General features: G+C 43.3%; 14 protein-coding genes. 2 read left to right on the top strand and 12 right to left on the bottom strand.

What is annotated here, in order from left to right; translation table 11 throughout:
• Nucleotides 1-2: 2 nt before the first annotated feature.
• Genes HJG39_RS00215 through HJG39_RS00185 form a run of 7 tightly spaced genes read right to left on the bottom strand, consistent with a single transcriptional unit; the run spans nt 3 to nt 9,288 of the window.
• A complete protein-coding gene (locus tag HJG39_RS00215; protein WP_268405387.1) occupies nt 3-2,777 on the bottom strand; it encodes a contractile injection system protein, VgrG/Pvc8 family in 2,775 nt (924 codons plus the stop codon).
• Entirely contained in the window at nt 2,774-3,841 is a 1,068-nt protein-coding gene (gene tssG, locus HJG39_RS00210; RefSeq protein WP_268405385.1) for a type VI secretion system baseplate subunit TssG, read from the bottom strand. Before tssG ends, HJG39_RS00215 begins: the two co-directional genes overlap by 4 nt.
• Nucleotides 3,805-5,640, bottom strand: a complete 1,836-nt coding sequence (gene tssF / locus HJG39_RS00205; protein WP_268405383.1) for a type VI secretion system baseplate subunit TssF — start codon at nt 5,638-5,640, stop codon at nt 3,805-3,807. The genes tssG and tssF overlap by 37 nt, the downstream gene beginning before the upstream one ends.
• The gene (locus HJG39_RS00200; RefSeq protein WP_268405381.1) at nt 5,637-6,065 is read right to left on the bottom strand and encodes a GPW/gp25 family protein; all 429 of its coding nucleotides are present in this window, start codon (nt 6,063-6,065) and stop codon (nt 5,637-5,639) included. Before HJG39_RS00200 ends, tssF begins: the two co-directional genes overlap by 4 nt.
• Nucleotides 6,065-6,610 (bottom strand): Hcp family type VI secretion system effector, encoded by a 546-nt coding sequence (locus HJG39_RS00195; protein ID WP_268405379.1) that lies wholly within the window; start codon nt 6,608-6,610, stop codon nt 6,065-6,067. Before HJG39_RS00195 ends, HJG39_RS00200 begins: the two co-directional genes overlap by 1 nt.
• A gap of 26 nt (nt 6,611-6,636) precedes the next feature.
• Nucleotides 6,637-9,006: a type VI secretion system contractile sheath large subunit gene (gene tssC / locus HJG39_RS00190; protein WP_268405377.1), complete on the bottom strand. Its 2,370-nt coding sequence runs from the start codon at nt 9,004-9,006 to the stop codon at nt 6,637-6,639.
• 45 nt (nt 9,007-9,051) lie between these two features.
• Nucleotides 9,052-9,288: a hypothetical protein gene (locus tag HJG39_RS00185; protein WP_268405375.1), complete on the bottom strand. Its 237-nt coding sequence runs from the start codon at nt 9,286-9,288 to the stop codon at nt 9,052-9,054.
• Nucleotides 9,289-9,831: 543 nt separating this feature from the next.
• On the opposite strand from HJG39_RS00185, the gene HJG39_RS00180 reads away from it, so the two are divergent.
• Nucleotides 9,832-10,548, top strand: a complete 717-nt coding sequence (locus HJG39_RS00180; protein WP_268405373.1) for a hypothetical protein — start codon at nt 9,832-9,834, stop codon at nt 10,546-10,548.
• An 86-nt stretch (nt 10,549-10,634) separates the two neighbouring features.
• Here the strand turns inward: HJG39_RS00180 and HJG39_RS00175 are convergent, their stop codons facing one another.
• From HJG39_RS00175 to HJG39_RS00155, 5 genes are all read right to left on the bottom strand, one after another.
• On the bottom strand, nt 10,635-13,271 hold the full coding sequence (locus HJG39_RS00175; protein ID WP_268405371.1) for a hypothetical protein: 2,637 nt from the start codon (nt 13,269-13,271) through the stop codon (nt 10,635-10,637).
• Between the two features lie 190 nt (nt 13,272-13,461).
• Nucleotides 13,462-14,253 (bottom strand): fimbria/pilus periplasmic chaperone, encoded by a 792-nt coding sequence (locus tag HJG39_RS00170; RefSeq protein WP_268405369.1) that lies wholly within the window; start codon nt 14,251-14,253, stop codon nt 13,462-13,464.
• Between the two features lie 167 nt (nt 14,254-14,420).
• Nucleotides 14,421-14,747, bottom strand: coding sequence for a helix-turn-helix domain-containing protein (locus HJG39_RS00165; RefSeq protein ID WP_268405367.1), 327 nt, complete (start codon nt 14,745-14,747; stop codon nt 14,421-14,423).
• Nucleotides 14,748-15,030: 283 nt separating this feature from the next.
• Nucleotides 15,031-16,434 carry a sigma-54 interaction domain-containing protein gene (locus tag HJG39_RS00160; protein WP_268405365.1) on the bottom strand — a complete coding sequence of 468 codons (1,404 nt, stop codon included), beginning with the start codon at nt 16,432-16,434 and terminating at the stop codon, nt 15,031-15,033.
• 110 nt (nt 16,435-16,544) lie between these two features.
• On the bottom strand, nt 16,545-16,964 hold the full coding sequence (locus HJG39_RS00155; RefSeq protein ID WP_268405363.1) for a hypothetical protein: 420 nt from the start codon (nt 16,962-16,964) through the stop codon (nt 16,545-16,547).
• Nucleotides 16,965-17,148: 184 nt separating this feature from the next.
• Here HJG39_RS00155 and HJG39_RS00150 point away from each other — a divergent pair, with 184 nt between their 5' ends.
• Complete coding sequence (locus tag HJG39_RS00150; protein WP_268405361.1) at nt 17,149-17,694, top strand: DUF2058 domain-containing protein; 546 nt, start codon at nt 17,149-17,151, stop codon at nt 17,692-17,694.
• Nucleotides 17,695-17,711 lie beyond the last annotated feature (17 nt).

The following is a 17,711-nucleotide window of genomic DNA, read 5'->3' as shown; positions in this document are numbered from 1 at the left end:
TGTTACAACACCATTTTAATTGAGCTAACAATATCTAACGCGAGCTGCTTCATTTTGATGTCTGGACGCAAAATTTCGCTAACCGAGGCTCCTGAGCCCACCACACTTACCGAAAGGCCGGAGCCGGTAACGCTAATGTCGGTGCTTTCGCCAGTGACACTCAAACTTGAGCTGCTGCCCGTAACGCTCATGCGCGAAGACACGCCAGTAATGTCGGTAGAATCATTAACGCCCGTTAGGCCACTTGAACTCGATGCGCCCGTTAGGCTGCTGCTAACGCTCGCGCCCGTGATGGATTCACTAATAGAAGCCCCAACGGTATTGCTGCTTTGGGAAAGCCCCGTGCTACCCACACTAAAACTTAAATCTGTTGAGCTCATGCCAACACTTAACGTGGTAAATGAACTGTGCATTTCCATGCCGGTAATGGAAGCGTTCATCGACATTCCCGTGACGCTTGCGCCAACGGACATGGAAGTGCTGCTTAAACTTGCGTTTACGCCAGTGATAGAAATGCTGCTGTTTCTTTGCACACTATTAATGCTGGTTGATTGGTCTACGTGGCTGGTGCTGTTGCTCCAATCTAAACTGGAAATGCTAGTCGAACCGCCAATTTGTGTGGATTCGCTATGACTATGACCAACCTGATTGTGATAGTTGCTGGTATCACCAAATTGTTCATTTTTATTGTAGGTCTTGCCGTGTGTTGCTTGATGACCATAGGACACATACTGCATTTTGTCAGATGGGTTTGCGGGTAAATCTGGGCCATCGCCCGTGCGCGAAATATTATGGCTGTGCGGTGTCACTGAATAACCGTAGCTGCTACTTTCACTGTAACTCACACCATTGTACTTGCCGCTGTTGCGCTGGGTTTCAACAATGTTTTTGGCGTAGCTGAGCGGGCGAGATACATCCGCGCCAAAGCTAATGCTGGTGTTGTCGCCGTAACTGGTGTTGTAGTTGTTGCCAACACTGGTGTGACAGGTGTAATCATCAGGCATGATCACTTTGCTGCCTTTGGCTTGCAAACTTTGCTGCACCTCGGGAATTTCGTTGTCGTCGGTGGAGCGGCCAATGGTGACAAAACTCTCGATTTCTGGAATGGTTTCCATGTGTTCCGACAATTTTACCCAATGCGGCGCAGCGGTTTTAGGTTCATCGATGAAGCGTACATAAATACCTTTGCATTTAAACGCTTCTTGAGTATCAGCATCAAAATAAAAGTTTTTGCTGTCGTAGCTAAACACATCTTTGGTCAGGTATTTATCGGACGCCCCTTGTTGGCGATTGGTTTCAAGTTGCCCTTGTTCATTGGCTTGTGCTTTTTTAGCGGCACTGTTATCGACCACTTGTGCCAAAATGCTCCCCATATTGCCTGTTTGATTCTCAAACGGCGTAGCCAACCCGCGAGCATCAACAGCTTGAAATTGATTACTATAATCGCCTTCTGCTGATGCTTGATGTTGCACGGAGGTGACAACAAATTCTTGGTTGTTCAAGGTGGGAAATATGGGAGTAGTATTAAGATCACTGTCAGCAGCATCGCGTTCTTTTACCAAAAACATGTAACCCGGCTTCATTTCACTGCAATTTGACGCACCGGAAAAACTGAAACGTGAAGCGGTAAGCTTATTCATTGAGGTGTTGGTAAGGGCCTCAATTTCTTTTTCTGTTGCGCCATACTGAACCACGTGCAATAGCTCCATATTGAGCTTTTCGGTGCTGTTAGCCATATCCAAATATACGGGTGTGGTTTGCGCGGTTTTTTGAGATTCCCAATTGGCTTCCTTTTGCGCTAAAACGGTTTTAATGCCAGAAGTGGTTAAGTTTTGTTGATAATTGAATTGAGTAATGTAGTCGTCACGATCCGCACTTTGCTGTTTGCTAAAGCTTAAGAAAAGCGGTTTAAGCTTGTCGGTTTCTTCAAACTTGCCGTTGGCTGTATTCACCTCACGCTGATAAATGCTTTGGTAATAAGGCTGATCAGAAATGATCATTTCATGTTTATAGGCGCTGTGTTTGAAGTAATAAAACAGATTGACTTTGCCCATTAAACGTTGCAAAAACGCGAGATCGGTTTCACCTGCTTGTAACCAATCTTGCTTACGGTAGGTGGCTAACCCGCAAATGATTTTGTTGGGCTTGGCTTCTAGCTCTGTGTGATTAAAGTCGATATTGTTTTCCGACAATATCTGCATTACCACATCTAAAATGGTCTGCTGAGAAAATAGACGAAAATTGTTTTGTAATGACAACTTGTATAATGCTGGTTTGATACTGGCTTGGTATACACCGCGTTGAGACATGGAAAAATTGGTGATAATGCCATTAAAGAACACGACTGGACGTTCTTCGGGATAGTCACCAGTGATAACATCTTCACTGGTTTCTGGTAAGCCCATACGAATACAGGCTTTTGCGCCAAGGAGTTCTTCGAAGTTGATTGAACGTGTGGTTTTACCACTGGGCTTAAGCAGTGCACCGTAGCTGCCGTCAATTAACTCGCCCCAAGGGCGATCTAATCCACTCGAAGTAAAGGTATTAGCATGTAAGGTTACGGACAAATCATACATCTGCGATAACGCTTCATGCCCCGAAAACTGCTGAATACGCAGTACGCTGTCATCTAAAATAGTGCCATCGTCTAGCTCTATGGAAAAATCTAAGCTACACCGTGGAGCGGACGCAAAATCCACCGGCTTGGGTTTGGGCTGGCTTAAATAATCCAGCTTTTCGAGGTGTTGTTCGGTGTTATGTCCTGTCTCAAGCTTCATAGGTCAGCCTCATTGAAGTTGTGAGCCAGCGATGGTTTAACGACAAAAACAGGATAAACACAATATTCACCGTCCAATGTTGGGCAAGGGGACTCGCTTTTTAACCAGCTCGTATTGCCTAAACGCATCAAGGCTCCTGAGGTTGGCGAAGTAGCTTCTTCATTCGTGACAGGATTTTCCGGGAGTTCACTCAGTGGAACTGTGCTCCAAGGGGCGCTCATAGTGACGTTAATTTGATACCGTCCATCGGTCAGATATGATAATAAAGCAACTAACACGTTATGCTTTTCGCCTTGAGGTAGCAGGACTTCACACAGTGTTAAAGAGGGCATTTTCAGCGCTAAATCAATACCGGCTTGGTTATCCCAGTAACGTTTTCCAAGGCCGATGCCGGAGCCTAAAATACAATTGTCTGCATCCAGTTGCGCTTGATATTGCTTCGGTAGGGGTTGCCATGCGCCCGCGCACGGTTCAATCGTTGCTTCGCATTTCAATAGGCTCTCTATAACGCGTTTGAGCGAGCTATAATTTTGCTTAGTACCAAAGAATAAAGTGCAAAAACTCAATAGTTGCAACAAATCTACGGGCAATTTGACGTGCATATCATCTGTCCACAAACCAAGCAAGGCTAGTGCTAATTTATACAAAGCCGAATCCTGTGGACGTTCGCTGAACAGCATGGGGTCGAGCTCTTTTTTAATATCAAAAAGCAATCGAATAAAACGGTGATTGAACAAGTTTAAAAAGGCTTCAGGGCCCTTATTTCCAGCTTCGGACGCGCGCTGAATAATTTCGGCGAAAATGTCCGGCAGCGGGCTTTGCTGCCCAAGCAAACCAAAACTATTGACTCGCACTTGGGTTTGTTGGGCATCGAATTGAATGCCAGCAATACTATTAGGTGTGAAGGCTTGGGTATTCACAGATTGGAAGCAAAGATTATCAGATACAGCTCCGCCACTGGCTTGATTCTCCAGCAAACGAATGGCCTGATAAAAATTCAGTTCTTCGGCCTGTGACGTTAGAAAATCTACGCCAGCTTTTTGTGACCGCTGATGGGTTTCCATTCATATACCTTTTGGTCGCTAATAAAGAGTTCCATGCGAACAAACGCGTTCACATGATTAAACAAAGCCAAAAATTGCGTTAGCACATTGCCAAACAGTATTGAGCTAGTTGTGTCGTAGTCTCTTGGTTTTAATGAGAGCTTAAAGTTCACACCGTGGTAATAGCCGCGCCAGCCGTTCTTTTGAACGGGAAATACGTCTTCTTCGGCTGTAAAGCTTTCAATGCTTTCAATGTATTGCTGATTGCGGGGGTTATCTTGGTCTGCGTATAAGTCCAAAATGGATTGCAGCGTTGTTTTCGCCAAACTGTTATCTGTTAACGACACGTAGTAGGTGGAGAGGTGCGATAACAACTTCCACATATGCTGATGATTGTTTTTCACGCCACGATAGCGCGTCGGCCGCATAACTAAATAGGCGTCGGAAATGGGCGAACTGCCGACGACATTAAAGTTCTGACCAATCTGAAAAAGTTCGCTCATAGCGCGGTTACAGCTCAAGGTTTGCGCGTATATGGTTTCGCCTTTCGGCACGTTTCTGTCAAAGTTTTTGTTAAACAGCGACACCCATGTTTCTGTCCCTGCTAATGTTTTACGCTGCGTTGGTTCAATTTGGTATTTCCAACGGTAATCTGAAGCTTTGGCGCTGGTGTTCGATAAGCTGAAAAACGGCTGTAATTCTCTAGATTCACCCCGACGGTTCATGGAAAAGATCTTATTGATACGGTAAATCTCAAAAGTATTGTAATGTTTGCGGCTAGGGTACAACTTGTAGCGATAGTCTTTCAGTGTAAGCGGCACTGGCTCTGAGGTTTTTGGAAACAGGTTAACAACCGGCACGCAGTTTAACTTTAACGATTGCGCACTAAATTCAATATCAGAAGGAAGAGGGTGACTGAATAACAAACGCAAGTTTAATCCTGCGCCTATGCGCACGTTTTCTAGCCCTTGAATATCGAAAAACATGAACTTTTCAGGGAAATTCATAAAATCCAATAAAAGCGTGAGCGCGTAATCTTGTTGTTCTGTGGCCGGAAGGGCGCGTTCATGATCGTCAAACCCGGCAAACTTCAACGCGGATTTAGGCAGCTTCGCCACAAGCGTTTGGTTTTCGTCATAAGCCACTACACCTAAAAAGTGTTGCGCCAAAAAGTCGTAAAAACGGTATTTTTCCGTTGGTGCTAAATTGATGTAAAAACGCAGTGGCTGGGTGACGGCTTGATCAAAGGTTTTGCCTTCTTGAAACAGGCTTATATTCACCCCAAGAATGCTTTGTGTTGTCGGAAACTCATCAAGGGCGCGTTTGTTTTTGTATAGTGGCGAACGTTGTACATCTTTTACTTCTATTGGCCATAGGGTTTGCTCATAACAGGATGAAAAGCGGCACTGACTAAGTTGCTCTGTATAGTCCGAGTCTGGTGATACTCTCTTGGGCTCAAATAAACGACTTCCGTCAAAGTGATAGCCGTCAACAAAGTTGGCATCTTCCATCTTAATTTTACACTCAATCACCGCCATTGACGGCATTGGGCTTACCAGTTGCGGATATAACTGTTGCAGCATCATGGCAGGAAGTTGCTGGGATTCGGCCTCTAAATTCTGACGTAAACGGCCTGTCATCCACGCAAAAGACTGCATCAAAAGTTCAACGTGAGGATCGCGAGACTCTCCGTTGTCTGAGGAAAGGGCTAACTCGGTGGCAATGTCGTTGTGCTTTTTGGCAAACTCCACCGCTTCTGAACGAAGGTCGGCAAGTTCCGCTTTAAAATAGTCGGTTAAACGTTCTTGCGCTTGCGTCATGATTGATGTCCTCCCACGGGGAAACGGTATTCAAACGCATCGGTAATGCCTTCAGATTCGATGCTACCGCTAATTAAAATGTGGGCTTGTTTGCTGTTTTTAATTCGACCAACAATGCTGGCTTTCGGGTTGTGAAGCCGGGGCTCAAAGGTGTGAATGGCATCCAATATTTGCTGTGCTAAGCGTGTTAATTCAGCATAACTGCTACCAAAGTCTACAGGGCTATCAATGCCCCAATTTAAAATACTTTTCGTCCCTTGGTTGGCGGGCGCGAAGGGGGCATAACCATTAAGAAAAGTCCTACCAGAAAGCAAACGCTGTATTTCTTCTCGAATCGACTCGCGCAACAACGCAAGCCGACTCTCTGCATCCAAAGGCGTTGGCTGTTGTGGTTGTGTGAGTCGGTCGAAGAAGAATCGTTGCATTACATTGGACCTCGGTTACGGGCAACGCTCCATGAGTACACAAAGCTTCCAGTAATCATTGCCTGACTATCTTGATGCGATGTTGTCCACTCAATATCCGTGAAGTTCAGTGTAATTTGCTCTGTTGCCATGTCGTTCGGGTGCGACTGCGCTTCAACGGAGCTAATCATGCAGTTATACAATTTGACTGTCATGATGTTACCGATGATGCTGTTGCCATCGCCGTCTAAATTGGCATTACGACACAAAAAGATTTGTGTTGGCTCTGAGCCATCGTCAATCGGCGCTGCCGACAAGCAATGCTTGTACAATAAAGGCGAAGTTTTATCTAAATACTTCACTGCGGTGATGTCGTGCAGAGCAGGGCGGCCAGAGGTTCTTGCTGCATTACTCACATCCGTGGTCATTTGTTGCTTCATGCCAAAATGCATGGAAACCAGCTCGATACAACCGGACAAATCGTCGCCTGCATCAACCAACTCACCATCGATGAGGCTGGCTCCTGCTAAATCGGCTAGGCCGGGTTTTAATAGGACTAAATCCATGATGTTTTCCTCTTAATTCAATGATGTTATGAAGGCAAATCTGCCACTAACCGAATGGAAGTGGAGAGTTCTTCGAGTTGGAAATGCGGCCTTAGGAACACGGTAGCGCGATAAGCGCCGGGTTTTCCTGGGACTTCGGTAACATCAATGCGTGCTTCACGTAATGGATATTTGGCTTTGATGTGTTGTGGTGGCGTATCGTCGAGCAAAACGTATTGTGCTATCCACGTGTTCAGGTAATTCTCAACGTTTTGGCGCGTCATGAAGCTACCAATTTTTTCACGCATTAAGACTTTGATGTAGTGCGCGAAGCGTGACGCGGACATCACGTAAGGCAGCATCGAGGAAATACGTGCATTGGCCGTTGCGCTATCGGTGAGATATTGCTTCGGACTATTGGTGCTTTGCCCACCAAAGAAGGCGGCTTTGTTAGTGCCTTTGCAGTGGCAAATTGCCATGAACCCTAAGTCGTTTAGCTCTTTTTCACGGCGGTCGGTAATTGACACTTCTGTTGGGCAATTTAAGGCTAAATCGCCATCTTCGGTTTCGAAGGTGTAAGCCGGCAAGCCTTCCACTAAGCCACCGCCTTCAACGCCACGAATGGCTGCCGTCCAACCATGAAGCGAGAATGCATTAGTAATGCGCTGACCTAAAATGTATGCAGGGTTGCCCCATAACACTTTTTGGGCATCAACCGTTTTACGGGTTTTCTCGACTTGTACGTCTTTATCATTCGGATCATCCACAAGTATCGGATTGTTTTTCTCATCAAACAGAGTCACGGCTACATCTTCATCAAAATAGATGCCTTCAACCGGATTTTTCTCGTGGTGATAAGGCAGACGCATCATCACTCTTGGCAAGGTAAGTGTCACGTAGCGAGAGTCTTCCATTTCACGGAAGGCGCGCCATTGAATAAGCTCCGCGCTTTCGAAGATTTTGCTTAAATCCCGTGGCTTGTGCAGGCTGCCGAATTCTTCTAAATCGAACAATTTTGCATACGCTGAAGCAATGAACGGCGCATGAGCGGCGGCAGCAACACCACTGATCATCTCAAGGAATTTGATGTCTTGTGGTTCACGACCAAATTGGTAATCACCAATTAACACGCTGTAAGGTTCGCCACCAAAGGTGCCGTATTCTTCTTCGTAAATGATTTTGAAGAGGGTGCTTTGGTCAAACTCAGCGGCTTTGTCTAAATCTTTGAATAGCTCTTTTTGGGTGACATCTAACACTTTCAACTTCAATTTGTTGTTAGTTTCAGTGTTCATCACTAAAAAGTGCAAACCGCGCCATGTGGCTTCACATTGTTGGAATTTTTTATCGTGGATAATGTAGTTAAGCTGCCGGCTGATGCGTTTGTCTTTGCGGCTAATATCTAAAGTGATTAAACCCGTAATATTAACGTCTTCTGCTTCCTTAGTGTTGGATGCGTCTTCGCTAGTATTTGTTGGTGTTTTATTAGCATCTGCATTTGCAGTATCTTTTTCAGCACCAGCCTCTGTTTCCGGTTTAGCTTCTTCTGTCGCCGCTTTATCTTCGGTTTTAGCCGTAGGTTTTGATGTTAATATTTGCTCAACAAATTCCACAACCAACTCTAACGCATAAGGCGTTTGTGCCGGCTCTAGGATTAATTGACCGGTGCTTAACATGGCTTTGATATCCGCATTTAAGGCTTCATCGGTGAATTGGTTTTTATCATCAATGGTGGCATTAAATGCGGTGCGTAGCGTGGCTTCATAAACATCGCTGGCAATTTTGTCGTGCTGGCGTAACAAACGTAATTTTTCTAAATTCGTTTCCAGTTGTTCCTGTTTTGCTTTAAGGACAGCATCTTCAGGATTGCTTAACGTCTCGATACTCTTAACAACAGCAGACTCAATAGCTTTGTGGGCTTTTGCTTCCGTGACACTTTGACGCAATGCTTCTTTTCTCTTGTCGTCGAAATAAACATCAACCAAAATGCTATTTAATGTATCGTTGCCATCCAGTTTGGAGAGAAAGTCGCGCAAACGGCTTCGCTGACCATACAATTTATTAAGAGCGGGAACATGGCTAACCACTTTGACGGGATCAAAATCGTCAATGTGCTGGAAGGGGATATCTACCAGCAATACTCCGTTGCCGCCCAACGTGTTACGAACGTCAAAAGCAACGCGAGGCTCAATAGACTTCATCACTTTGTTGAAGTTATCTCTGTCTATTTGGACCAGCTTTTTCTCTCGTATCGACTTTTTAGGGACAACGGATTCATGCGATAAATCCGCGAGGATACCGACGATAAACGGCAGTTCCTTTTTCTCTAGTGCACCGCCAGTTTCCACATCATAGGTTATCTGGACGCGGGGCGGACGCACTCTGCTTAATTTGTGTTGTATGCTATTGCTATTCGACATTCGACTAGCCTCCGTTAATATCAATCTTGCGTATTACAAGAGGCACTAATGAAGTGCTTCTCGAACGTAAATAACGCGCTCTCCGTACACTCGTTTATGCAATTCTCCTTTCGCTACTAAAAACTCAAGAGCTTGCTGAACGAGGTCTTTTGCGTCGTTTAAGCTTTGTTTGGTTACCCACCAATTGGCAATGCCGTCCACTGTGTCACCAGCGTTAGGATTGCCTTGGAAATATTCTTTAATTTCCTTGGCGATGTTCTCGACCATTAATTGTGATGCCATATGTTTTGATCCATTTATTTTCGATGTTCACGTTAACCAGTCATTGACAACACATAATTCGTGCCAACCTTATCAAAACCTAACCCCATGATAATTAAAGAATATTTTTTTAATCAAAAATGAAGGGTGAGGCTTCATAACCCTAATAAAAATGACCAAATTCGGCCTAGGCATTGATTTCATTAGGGGAGAAGGATGATGAGGGTAATAAGCCCCACTGTGGTTATTTAGCCCTAGATGCTTACACAGTAATAAAATTTATTTAAATCAATAAGTTATTTATTCTTGAAAGGTGCAAAAGTTGTGTTATTTATTAAAAGAAGTTTGAGCTTAAATAGCTGTATTTAATTGTCAGTCATCCCATAGAGATTTATCGCAAATTCGCAGTGGATACTCCATGTAGACTCCACAGTTGCTTCCTTGCGGTCGAGGGGGCTCCTAACTCTTAAGGGACTAATAGTTCGGGATAGGTTGTAGGTTTGCCCATGTCTTCGGTTGCTGAAATGTTTAAATTGCTGAAAAGCAGAAAGAGAGGAATGCACTATGAATCCGCCAAGAACCCCTAAACAAGGATCAACATCAAAAGAATCTCAGCGTTCGAGCGCGAGTGCTAAACAAGTATCGGTAACAACGGCATCTAAACCGAGCGCTCAAAGGTCAACCACATTCTTAACAAAGGACGATACAAAGAATCGCGCAGCATCGGCTTATCATGTTGAAGTGCGCGGAGATACCATAGGAAACAGCCAACGTGCGCGTCAAGAACACTCGCATGGTCCAACGGTGACACGGAATAAAAATGCGGTCCATGCTTTCATTCCAGAAAATGGAAAGCCAGAAGAAGCAAAACGGAAGCAAAAGGCGGTTTCTAAAGTTACCAAAGATATGGTGAAAAGTACGGGTATGGACCCTCAAACCGCAATGCGTTTGAATATTATGGATGGGTTAGCAGAGCCAACGGCGTCGGCAAATGCACAGCATATTGAGGCGTTTTCAAGTCCTGTAGGGCGCGGAAATCCGCATCGAAGTGGGGGAACTGTGAAATTTCCAGAACCACAAAGTAATTTGTCGAAGTTTGATTTGGTTAGTGCAACAACGCAACAAATGAAGAAGGAAGTAAAAAGTACAGGTCACACGACAACAAAACCAATCACCGATACCGTTTCCAATAATCCATCTTCAGCACAGCAGTTTAACTCTGCCGCGTTAGCGGAACAGCGCCGCTTTGCTCAATCTATTTTGAACCCTAAGAAGGAATAGGCACTATTTTTACATTCAAGCGGCGTTAGGCGGCTTTAGCATTGGCGCTTTCTACGGTTGCTTGCGTGTTATCTTGGTTTTTATCTTCACCCCTTGTCTTCGTGCTTATTTTCAGGCTGGGGAGAGAGGGTTATCAATTCTGCCATGAGCAAATGGTCCTCTGCTGAGTCGGTATTAAATTCCACTTCGCAAGGCTCGCAGTTTAGCGCTTCTTTATGTTGATATTCCGCATCAACAACCAGCCGATAGTCTCCTGATTTGAGCTTATCGATAACGTAAAAACCATCTGGCTCGGAATAGTAGGTTTTCACAAAAACGGGATTTTTTCCGCTCGTGTTTTGGCTTGAGTTTTTATTCTTAGCACTTTCACTTAACTTGTATAAATGCAGGGGTACAGCGCCGATTTTGTTCTGTGGTTCTTGCTCTGCATTCAAGCGTATTATTTCGCCTTCTACTTCGTATTGCAGGTGAAACGGGACTTGAAAAGCCACGCTTCCTCCGGGGTGTGATTCTATGCGGATTTCACGGTATTTTGGCACAATGAATGGATTGTCGAGTTCGCTATCATCCACAGTGAAAAGCTTGGGATCGTAGGCATCGACGCCGTATAATCGAACATGATCTTCAGCTACGCCTTTTTCAAATTTGCGTCTGCGCTGGGTAAGGGAAACCTCTGGCAAAAAGGCTTCGGTTTCATCCCAAATCCCGTTGTTGTTTTCATCTAAAAACGGTTGCATAACGACGTTCGATGAGCGTCGCCATGATTTATTGGTCATGCTGGCAAACGGATCATCGGCAAATAATCCAAAACTAATACCAAAGCCAAAAGACCATCCAGAAGTGTTGGTAAAGCCCAAATTACCACTCACTCGAAATAAGGGAAGGGATTTTGATAATCGAATACTGGTGGAACTGCGTTTTTGCTGCAAGTCCCAACGCAAGCTGGCTGCCGCACTCACGCCCAAAATGTTTTTACTCAAACTCATATTGAGCGATTTTTGTGAGGTGCTGCCAAGGCTTTTTTGGTAGGAAAGATTTAGGTTGCCTATTGGTGTTTGGGTTGAGCCTACTAAAGAAAAATTTTTTACAGATAGGGCATCGTTGTTATTGCCGTTGCTATTTCCGATATCTGTATTTGAGCGAGAAATACTGCGCTGTCCTTCGGCCGAGAAAGACCAAGTGCTGCCGTTATAACCCATTTTGGCTGAGTAATTTCGTGACAAGCTTTCCCCAAAATGCGATTCGGAAGCGGCGAAGCTACTGGAATATCCTTCATATCCCCAACCCCAACTGGCTGAATGTGTTGTGGAGGTGTTTAAACTGCTTGCTAAACGCTGGCTTGATAGCCCAATACTTTGATTTCCAAATCCATAAGAAACGGACGCATCGTAGAGCCATTGGTCTTCTAGCAAACCAAGTTTTAAAGCACTTTGCATATCGGCCCATTTAAAACCATCTAAAGCTAAGTGGAACAAGGTTTCGCGGGTTTCTTCAATTTTGCTTTCGAAGCCAAGTATGAGTAACGCATCGGCTGATAATGCGTAATTTATCGAACCTGCAAACAAAGCACTATCACCACTTCCACCTTCAAATAAGCCTTCTGCACTGTCTAAATAGGTGAGGGTGGGCGTCCATTCTGAGGGCGTTAAGCCGTGCTTACCGGGTTTTTGTAAGCGTTGCTCGGTTTCTTGTCCGTCAGGTGTGGTGATGCGAATCACATACTCAGCACTCTGGTCGCGTAAATCGATATTTTTAAACTCATAAAAACCGGTGTCATCTAGCTGTATAAAGTCAATGAGTAAGTCATTTCGGTACAATTCCACTTCACTAAGCGGCTGTGCATAGCCGGATAAATCGATACTGGTACGGCTACCAAACGACGCGCGCTCACCTAGCAAAAACCCTAAACCGCGACTAGGTACGTTAAACAGCCCTTGTTGTGAATGTTGAATATCGCCCATTTGGTAATGCAGTTTGTCGCCGCCCCAATCTAACTTTCTGGCAAATTTGCCGCGACCGCGAATAGAACCAGACTTTTGCACATTGAGTTGCAACTCTGATTGGTGATAGAGCAGATCAAAAACCGATTGAACGTAAAAACTGGGGTTGTGCCGTGCATTGTTCCAGCGCTCATTGGCGCTAATATCAAGCGAAGGCATGGTAAATGCCTGATATTGATCATCAATTTCTAAACTGGCTGCTTTTTGTTCGTCCAGTTTGAGCAGCATCAGTTTGCGCGCTTCACGCATGATTTCTTTTGTTTTTGGATGTTTGCCTTCAGTGAGTACCGCGAAAATTTGGCGATGTGCATCAAAACGCATGCGTACATTAAGCTGCGGCAACAATTCGATGTTGAAATAACATTGCTCATCTTCAATAAAAAACAGCGGTTGAGCTTCTTCATCGACTAAAGAAACGGCGACAGGACCTTCCCAAAATTCGCCTGTTAGTTGTGTATTTGATTCATCGCAAGAAAGGTTGGCTGCAAAGTGTTCGTTAAACAACTCAAGTTCAATAAAGTAGGATTGGTAATCTTTGGTGGCGAGGTCAAGCTCTACGCCGGTTTTGCGGTTGTCCAACTGAAAGTCGGCAAAAATGAAGTCCGTTTCTACTATGTCCTCCAAATCGTCTTCTTGCGTATCGCCTACTGCATAAGCAGAAAACGTGAAGAATGAGATTGCAACAACACACACATAGCGGCGCGCAAGAAGTCGAATTAACATATTTGGTTTTGCAATGCGCCCAACATCAAGGAGAGGTAAGTCCAACTGGGCGCAAATGCTTAATTTCTAAATTTCCAAGTTTGTCATTTAGCTATTGGTTATTTGTGCTGCTTGTTCTGTGCGCTTGTTTCATGCTTGTGAGCGTTCAGCCAAGGTGTAGCAAGATCCAACGTCTGAGCTTTGCCGTGAATTACAGTTTCACCACTTGTTGAACCACAACTTCGTCGTCGTTGCTTGGGTCTTCCAAAATCAGGGAAATGGCTTGGCCTTCGAGGTCTTTGGCAAGCAATTCGGTGTTCAATTGACGACTATTTATCTCGGGATAAACGCTCACTTGATTTGCACGGTATAGCTCTTCGTTATTCTTATCGCGCACCACGATGTTGCCGCTAACAGAACTTGCGCCAAGGCGATTGAGCACCAAGTTTAATTTGCCGTCTTCGGTTACACCTGGCTTACCAAAACGCAGCTCTGCTGGTTCTTGCCCGTGGCGAACAAAAATGGGAATAACGTATTTCAAGTTCGGGCGAATAAAGATACCGCTGACTTGTTTAATCGGGTCTTGAGTGATGGCTTCTACCATTAAATGCGAGCGATATTCGCCGGCTTTGGGCGTTTTACGCTTAATAATGCGCACTTTTTGAAAGCTATGCGGTTTTACATCTCGGGAAATACGTGGCCCGATGCGTAAATAGGGTTGCGCAGAGCGCTCGTACTCTTCTACTTCTACCAGCGAGCCTTCTGCATTCATTTTCATCTCGATAAGTGAGACGCGATAACTTTGTAACGTATCGGACTCGTTATAAATGCGGATTTCGTCGCGCCGCACTTCTTCATCCAGCACAATACGAGTTTTATCTAATTTGAAATTGCCCGCGCTAGCTTGCAGTGTAAATAACGCTAACGAGGTAACAGTTAGTGTTTTAATTATGCTTCTAGAACAAAGGTAACTTTTAACGTGTTTTAAGAATTCAATTTTCATAAACTGCCTTACTTGCACTTTTATATGAAATAGTCACTATTTCTGGTTCTGCTTTGGCAAATAAGATAACGTTATTTTTATATAAGCGAAAATTAAAACTATTTTTTGCTATGCAATAAACTTGTTTTTTATGCAAGTTTTTAAAGAGCCGATAGCTCTCTGTTTGGCTACTTCTCACTAAGCTTATGAATTAAGCTTTGTATATCTTCTCTGATTTCTTTCGGCAGCCCATTTAACATATTTACGTCTTGTATATCAGTTTTATGTAAAGCAGGGGTGCCTCTTCCCATAATCAGCCAATCTATTGATATATCGAGAAAAGCACATAGGTTTATAAGGTGGCTCACTTTTATGTTCCCTCCAGAGAGCCAACGTGAAATGGTGCTTTCCTCAACACCAATCGCATTTGCAAGCGCCAATTGTTTCAAGTTGTGCTTATCTTTGAGGTAATTTCGCAAACGACTACCCCAATGATTTTTCAAGTTATCGTTCATAATCAATAAGACTTTTGTTGAATCATTTTGCAAGCTTGTTTGGAGAAAAAGCCAAGCCTTAGAAGCATCAAAAGGATATAAAATACATTTATTTTTTCGTATTTCAATAAATATAAATTACATATTTTTCTTATGTGAAATTTTCTTTAATCTGGGGGAATAAAAAGACGTTAAATAAAGGAATGGGTAATATAACAGTCTAAATAGGTCAATTTAATCGAATGATTATTGATGTAGACAGGCAATAGGTTGTGCCCAGTAACTTTTAGGGCTTCAACGCTAGTTACAGCATGAATTGTTGTCTTTCTAGGCCATGTTTTTCCATAAGACGGCAAAAAGAACGGCGCTCTTTCTTTGCTATTTTAGCGGCTTTGGAAACATTGCCTTGTGTAAAAGTGAGGAGTTTCTCTAGGTAATCATGTTCAAATTGATACACTAACTTATCTTTAGCAGCCTGAAAACTTTGTTCTACTGATGGCAAATTTACACTAATAGGCTCCGCAGCATGAGAATCGGGATGAGCTTCTGAGGGAGAAAGCAGCTCCACATCATGAATGACAGAACCTTCTGATAAGACGTATGCGCGTTTCACAAAGTTATCTAATTCCCGCACATTACCTTCCCAGTTATAAGCTTGCATTGCTCTGAGCAAATTAGAATGGAATACTTTAACGGTGTTATCGTTTTTGAGGGCCATTCCTGCCAAAAAGCGTTGTGCAAGCAGCAGAATATCTTCTCCTCGATGACGTAATGCCGGTAGCGTAATTTGCAGTACGTCTAATCGATACATTAAATCTTCACGAAAACTACCGGCCTGAATCAAGGTTTTCATATTCGCGTTACTCGCCGCAATAATCCGTACATTAAGTTTTTTCGTGAAGCGGCTACCGACTCGACGAATTTCAGAGTCCTGCAAATAACGTAATAACGCGACCTGTGCTTTTGGCGAAAGACTATCAACCTCATCCAGAAAAACCGTGCCGTTATTCGCCATTTCTAACAGGCCAACTTTTTCTTTATCTGCCCCTGTAAAAGCGCCTTTTTCATGACCAAATAATTCACTCAATAGCAAGTCATCAGAAAACGCACCACAATTGATCGGAATAAATGACTCTTCTCTACGCCCGCTTAAGTAGTGTATGGCGCGAGCTGTTAGCTCTTTCCCTGTTCCCGTTTCGCCTTTAATAAAAACATTGGTATCCGTATTAGCGACTTTTTTGATTAATTGAACCACTTTAACGAATCGGCTTGAGCGCCCGTAAAATTTGAGTTTTAAAAAAGTCGCATCAACGTCAGATGGTAGAAAATGCTGACGCTGCAAAATCTGTTGTTCTGCATAGCTAATTGCTTGCAGTAGTTTAGTTTGATTGGGTGAATGGAATACGACATTTAAGGAAAAGGGGAGAGTATGTTGTTGAGAATGCGTTGTATTTTGAGGGGAGGCAGTAACGTAAATAAATTGTTCATGATTGGCATGATATTTCCGAATGTCCAAGGAGGAAATATCATCAATATGGTTAATTAATATCAACCAAACAATCGGGGATTGGCTACTGGTTTGTTCGTGGGTAATTGTGTAGAAATCCTTGATATTTAATAAGTTATTTTCCAAACCCTGAATAACAGCAAGCCGAAAACTGTTATTGACGAACGATACCACACGTACCTGTGTATCTTTAAGTATCATGTTCTTAACCACCGTGTTTGAAATTTAATGAACCTTTATTTCTAGTTGGTTAATCGGCATTTTTCAAGAAATATGAAGAACTAAAGCCAAAAAAGGGAAAAAGAATAAAATTAATATGACTCAAATTTATTCAGAATAAGGGAAAGTTCTTGCAATAATGCATGTTCTTTAATTTTTAACTCCCCAAGCTCAAGAGTAATCGCATTTTTCCTTTCACTGGCTTGCTCGGCGGTCATGCTATCAACTTCAATATGGGAAAAGGTTGCAATTCCTTCGCGCACGTTATCGAAGTAGTCCACTAAGCTGCCACGAGTCTGGTGTATTGGAGGAGGGGATAAATCCAGCTTGGGTTTTTCTGCGGTGTCGAGTTGTTTTAGTTTTAGTGCAAAGTTATCCAAAGCAGGGCGGTTAACTTTAATACCTAGACCAACGCATTCCTGATGTGCTTTTTCAAAATCAGTGTAGTTATATTGCCGAATGATTTTCTTTACTAATTCGACTTTTTCGACTTTTAGCTTTTTACCAAACATATCAGAAGTGCAGCTCAATACTTTGAATATGGACTTTGTGAACTTTCTAACATACAAGCTTTAAGCTAAGAGAACAAATTGTCTTGTATAAATAGGTGATTATCTCGGAATTATTGTGCAGAATATTGATAACTATTTATTTACTTTTTTATTACTCATTGTTAATTAGGTACAACAAATGTCATTGTCTTTGCAAGAACAACTCTTAAAAGCGGGCCTAGGGGATAAAAAAAAGGCTCAGAAAATTAATAAAGATAAACGTAAGAAAAACAAGATAGCAAGGACACAAAAGAAAGTTGTGGTCGATGAAGCCAAGCTGAGTGTGGAAAAACAGCTGGCTGAGAAGAAAGAGAGAGATAGAGCGCTCAGTTTATCCGCTAAAGAAGAAGCCGAGAAAAAGGCCATTGTTTATCAGATAAAGCAATTAGTGACTATGAATCAGATCGAAGATTTCCAAGGCGAAATCACGTTTAATTTTACCGATGGAAGTAAGATTAAACGCTTACAAGTGTCAGAAAAAATTCAATCGATGCTGCAACGCGGCAAATTAGCTATCGCGAAAGAAGGGGATGGTTATGCAATTATCCCCATGCAAGCAGCGGAAAAGATTTTAGAACGAGATGAAAACAATACCGTAGTTTATACGGAGCATTCTAATAAAAACGAAGCAGCCACAGAGGAAGATGATTGGTACGCAGATTTCAAAGTGCCAGATGATCTTATGTGGTAAAGCGTCACTCTACAGGG

This window comes from Alteromonas sp. a30 (genome assembly GCF_026788005.1).
Classification (GTDB): Bacteria; Pseudomonadota; Gammaproteobacteria; order Enterobacterales; family Alteromonadaceae; genus Paraneptunicella.
The sequence above is the reverse complement of the archived record's forward strand: the minus strand, read 5'-3'. Positions and strand labels throughout refer to the sequence as shown.

Excerpts from the sequence above, each read along its gene's own strand:
- HJG39_RS00170 (WP_268405369.1), bottom strand. The coding sequence starts at position 14,253 with ATGAAAATTGAATTCTTAAAACACGTTAAAAGTTACCTTTGTTCTAGA.
- HJG39_RS00200 (WP_268405381.1), bottom strand. The coding sequence starts at position 6,065 with ATGCAACGATTCTTCTTCGACCGACTCACACAACCACAACAGCCAACG.
- HJG39_RS00215 (WP_268405387.1), bottom strand. The coding sequence starts at position 2,777 with ATGAAGCTTGAGACAGGACATAACACCGAACAACACCTCGAAAAGCTG.
- HJG39_RS00155 (WP_268405363.1), bottom strand. The coding sequence starts at position 16,964 with ATGTTTGGTAAAAAGCTAAAAGTCGAAAAAGTCGAATTAGTAAAGAAA.
- HJG39_RS00180 (WP_268405373.1), top strand. The coding sequence starts at position 9,832 with ATGAATCCGCCAAGAACCCCTAAACAAGGATCAACATCAAAAGAATCT.
- tssF (WP_268405383.1), bottom strand. The coding sequence starts at position 5,640 with ATGACGCAAGCGCAAGAACGTTTAACCGACTATTTTAAAGCGGAACTT.
- tssC (WP_268405377.1), bottom strand. The coding sequence starts at position 9,006 with ATGTCGAATAGCAATAGCATACAACACAAATTAAGCAGAGTGCGTCCG.
- HJG39_RS00185 (WP_268405375.1), bottom strand. The coding sequence starts at position 9,288 with ATGGCATCACAATTAATGGTCGAGAACATCGCCAAGGAAATTAAAGAA.
- HJG39_RS00175 (WP_268405371.1), bottom strand. The coding sequence starts at position 13,271 with ATGTTAATTCGACTTCTTGCGCGCCGCTATGTGTGTGTTGTTGCAATC.
- HJG39_RS00195 (WP_268405379.1), bottom strand. The coding sequence starts at position 6,610 with ATGGATTTAGTCCTATTAAAACCCGGCCTAGCCGATTTAGCAGGAGCC.
- HJG39_RS00160 (WP_268405365.1), bottom strand. The coding sequence starts at position 16,434 with ATGATACTTAAAGATACACAGGTACGTGTGGTATCGTTCGTCAATAAC.
- tssG (WP_268405385.1), bottom strand. The coding sequence starts at position 3,841 with ATGGAAACCCATCAGCGGTCACAAAAAGCTGGCGTAGATTTTCTAACG.
- HJG39_RS00165 (WP_268405367.1), bottom strand. The coding sequence starts at position 14,747 with ATGAACGATAACTTGAAAAATCATTGGGGTAGTCGTTTGCGAAATTAC.